The sequence below is a fragment of the Frankia sp. AgKG'84/4 genome (assembly GCF_023242965.2).
Taxonomy (GTDB): Bacteria; Actinomycetota; Actinomycetes; order Frankiales; family Frankiaceae; genus Frankia.
The window spans coordinates 1-3,693 of sequence record NZ_JALKFU020000539.1; the positions used below are offsets into that span (position 1 = coordinate 1).

Annotated in this window: 1 protein-coding gene and 1 pseudogene; both read right to left on the minus strand. The window is 73.4% G+C overall.

Annotated elements, in window-relative coordinates; all coding sequences use genetic code 11:
* Positions 1–567, minus strand: a pseudogene (locus MXD58_RS22775) (hypothetical protein); the annotation flags it as partial.
* Positions 568–827: 260 nt separating this feature from the next.
* Positions 828–2,783: a protein kinase family protein gene (locus MXD58_RS22780; protein ID WP_250609890.1), complete on the minus strand. Its 1,956-nt coding sequence runs from the start codon at positions 2,781–2,783 to the stop codon at positions 828–830.
* Positions 2,784–3,693 lie beyond the last annotated feature (910 nt).

Here is a 3,693-nt window from a genome sequence, read left to right on the forward strand (position 1 = left end):
CGCCCGCGGGGTCCGCGACGCGGCGGGCGCCACCGGCGGGGCCGGCGACCGTGGAGCGCCTGACGAACCCGCTGTGCCGCGGTGCGATCCCGTGGATTCGAGGGAGGCGACCAGCCGGGCGGAAGCCGGCTGGCCCGCGCGTCGCACCGGGTCGCCGGAGGCGGCGTGGTGGCCTGGGGCGGCGCCGGGGAGAGTGGCCACGCCGGGGGATGACGCGGCGGCGCGATCGTCGGGAGCGTCCGGCGTGGTGGTGTGCTCGTCACCGGGTTCGTCACTCGGGCCGGGCACCCGGGTGGCGAGCGCAGCCTGGATGCGTTCGGCGACGTCACCGGGCATCGTCATCGTCGCCAGGCGGGACAGATCCGACCGGACCCGGCGCAGCGCGGCCACTGACTCCCGGCAGGCCGGGCAGGCCACGATGTGTTCGCGGGCGGAACGGGTGACCTGCTCGCCGCCGGCGACAGCGTCGATCAGCTCGACGCTGGGGTGCCGGTCGTGACCCCGGCCGCGACGCCCGAGCGGAGTGCCGGTCGGACGGGAACGTTCATCCGTCGGCTCAGTCACCATTGCTGATCACCTCCTCCGGCAGGTCGGCTGGACGCGGTCTGCCCTCGCGGCGCCGGCTTCCCGACCGCGGGTGCCGTCGCGCGGTGCCTGACCGCCACACCGCGTCGCGGTGTCCCTCTTCTGAGACGGTGGGCGAGGCGCTGTGGTTCCCCGCGGCCGGATAACCGGTGCGGGTGGGCCGGTTCCGAACAGGCCAGGTGGGGCCGCGGCGATCAGCGCAATGGCGCCCGCACGGCCCTTCCACCTGCTCCCCCCGGGGCTCAGGACCGGAAGGTGATCTCCGCTATCGAGCCTCGGTACTGGCCGTCCGAGTTGTCCAGCGGGAGTGACGTCAGCCACAGGACCCACGACTGGGCGGTGAGGTCGGAGGGCATGGAGAAGGTCACCGTGCCGGCGGCGTTGGCCGTCTTCGTGCCGACCACGGAGTAGCCGTCGATGGAGTCCGAGGAGTTCGCGGCGCTGCGGAGCTCGAGCGTCATCGGACCGCTGCTGACCTGCACCGTCACCGAGGTGGGGCTGATCGGCCGGGGGAAGTTCAACCGCAGGCCCACGCCTGGCTTGAGGCCGCCGAGCTGGGCCGAGCGGTAGCCCTCGGTGTGCCAGACCGTGGACGGATTGCCGTCTACGGTGTTGTTGACCTCGCCGGGCTTCTCGCTCTTGTCCGAGCCGAACGGGTCGAACGAGTCGACGCTGTTCGGCTTCAGCGCACTGCCAGTGGCGTTGATCTGAGCGGAGGACGTCGCCGTCGGGCTGGGTTTGTCACCGCTGCCGTTGTCGTGCAGCGCGACGACCGCCACGACCGCGATGACGATGACGATGACGATGAGGGCGATCCACGGCAGGGCCCGGCCGAGCGTCGGGCCCGATCCATGGCGTCCGCCTGGCCGGGCGGGGGCGTAGCGGTCATCCGGCGGGTAGCCGCGGTCGTCCCGGCGGCGGTCGTCCCGGTTGCGGTCGTCGTAGCCGCCACGGGTGTCGAACCCGCCGGCGCCGTACCCGGAGTCGCCGCCGCGCGGGCCGCTGGGGCGCTCGACCCGGGTGTCGTAACGGTCGTTGCGACCCGGACCGGGATAGCCGGCGGTGTCGGCGTAGCGGTTCTGCTCCGGGTAGTCCGAGGGGGCCAGGTAGCCGGTCGAGTCGAAATCGCCGACGTCCATCGACTCGTCGTCCGCCGAGCTGTCGCCGAGGCTCATCAGACCGGTGTCGAGGACCGCGTCTACCGGGTTGACCGACTCCAGCTCCGCGACGAGCTCGGTCGCGGTGGTGATCGGCGCGCCGGCACGATCGTCGCCGAGGGTCGCCATCGTGATCGCGTCGAGGTCGCGCGGCACCGTCGGGGTGACCTGCCGAGGGGTGCGCAGCCGGCCGCCCGAGGTCGGGGCCGCCGGCAGGCCGCGGTCGCCGCCGAGGGGCCAGTGGCCGGTCAGCCCGGAGTACAGCAGGGCACCGAGCGCCCGCAGATCCGCAGCGGCCATGTCCTGCGCCGACGCGCCGCTGCCGGAGACGTAGGTGGCCTCCGGATCCGCGCCGTCGGGCCCGTCCAGGCCGCCCGAACCGGCGCGCTCCAGCTCGGCGAGGACGCCGCCGATCTCCAGATCGATGATCTTCACGGTGCCGTGGCTGGAGACGATGACATCGCCAGGGTTGAGATCGCCGTGGTGGATGCCCCGCTCGTGCGCCGCGGCGATCACCCGGGCGGCGGCCAGCACCACGGCGCCGGCCTGCTCGGGGCGCAGCGCCCCCTGCGCGGTGAGCTGGCGCAGCGTGCGGCCGTCGACCCATTCGGAGACGACGTAGGAGATGCGGCGTGAACCCGCGGTCGTGGTGGTGGCGTCGTAGGTGGAGGCCGCGCCGGGGTGCACCAGGCGGCCGGAGTTGATGGCCGCCGCCAGCAGCCGACGGGCGGCCTGCTCGGGGTCCACCCCGAGGGCAGGCGAGCCGTCCTCGCCGACGGCGAGCAGGTCGTGCTCGACGATACGGACGGCGACCGGCCGCGCGAGCACGTTGTCGTCGCCGCGCCAGAGAGTCACCGGGCCGCGAGTGGTGAGCGCGGACAGCAGGCGGTAACGGCGGTCCAGCACGGACTCGGCCAGCACCGCGGTGCCCGCGGGGGTCATCGAACCGCGGCCTCCCGGCACGCTCAGCGTCAGATCACTCTCGACGTTCTCAGCCTGCGGTCGGTTGTTTCCGTCGACCACAGCGCCTCCGTCGTCCACGGGCCCGACCTGGACAATCCGGCGTCGGGCTTGCCTACCTCACCTGGGCGGCGGTGCCGCCCAGCGTGCCGCACCGTGGGCGGAGACCCCGAACACCTTCGTCGCCCGGAACCCGTCGCGGCGGCGAGTGACGCGACCGGCGGGACGCTGCGCCTCGTTCACCGGCGACGTTGGGCGGGGCCCGCGCACAGCGTGTCCAGTGTACGAGGACGGCCGGAGGATCTCGCGAATGTCTTGGGACAACCCGCCCTCGTGCACCGGCTGTGAGGACCTCCGGCGGGTCCGCTTCGGTCGGTGATGCGCGGTTGGGGATCCGCTTGGGGTCACGGGGGCCATCGCGTCGTGGCGAGCGCGACCGGGGATCCATCCTCATTGCCCCGATGCGCGCAGACTGCGTTAATCGTCAGTAGTCATACGAATTAGGAGAGTAGTGGATAAGTAGCTAATTTTAGGACCTGAGGGCGGATGGGTGGTCCCGCCGGCCCCTGGCTCCGGTCGACGACTCCGTGTCCGGCGGGGCCGAACCCCCGAACCGGTGACCGCGCCGCATGGCACATTGGTGCCAGGCACGGAATCTCCGGCCGTTCCCGCTGATGTGGGTGCGAGCCGCTCAGCCGCGCCGGCCGCGCGGGCCCGTCCCGTCCTCTCCGCGCCCCGGGTCCGACTGGCCGGACCTGGGCGGCGGGCCGGAGCCGCGGTTCCTGCCCTGGGCCCGGTCGCCACGGTCGAGCCGTTCCGTCCGGTCTGGCCGGTCCGGCCGGCTCCCCCTGCCGGACTGCTGGCGCCGGTCGACCCGTTCGGTGCCCGGGGTGCGATCACCGCGGGCGGAGCCGCCCGGGCGTTTCGGGGTCGCCGCCCTGGCGCCGTCGGCGGACGCCTGTGATCGGATTGGTGGGCGCGCACCGTTGTG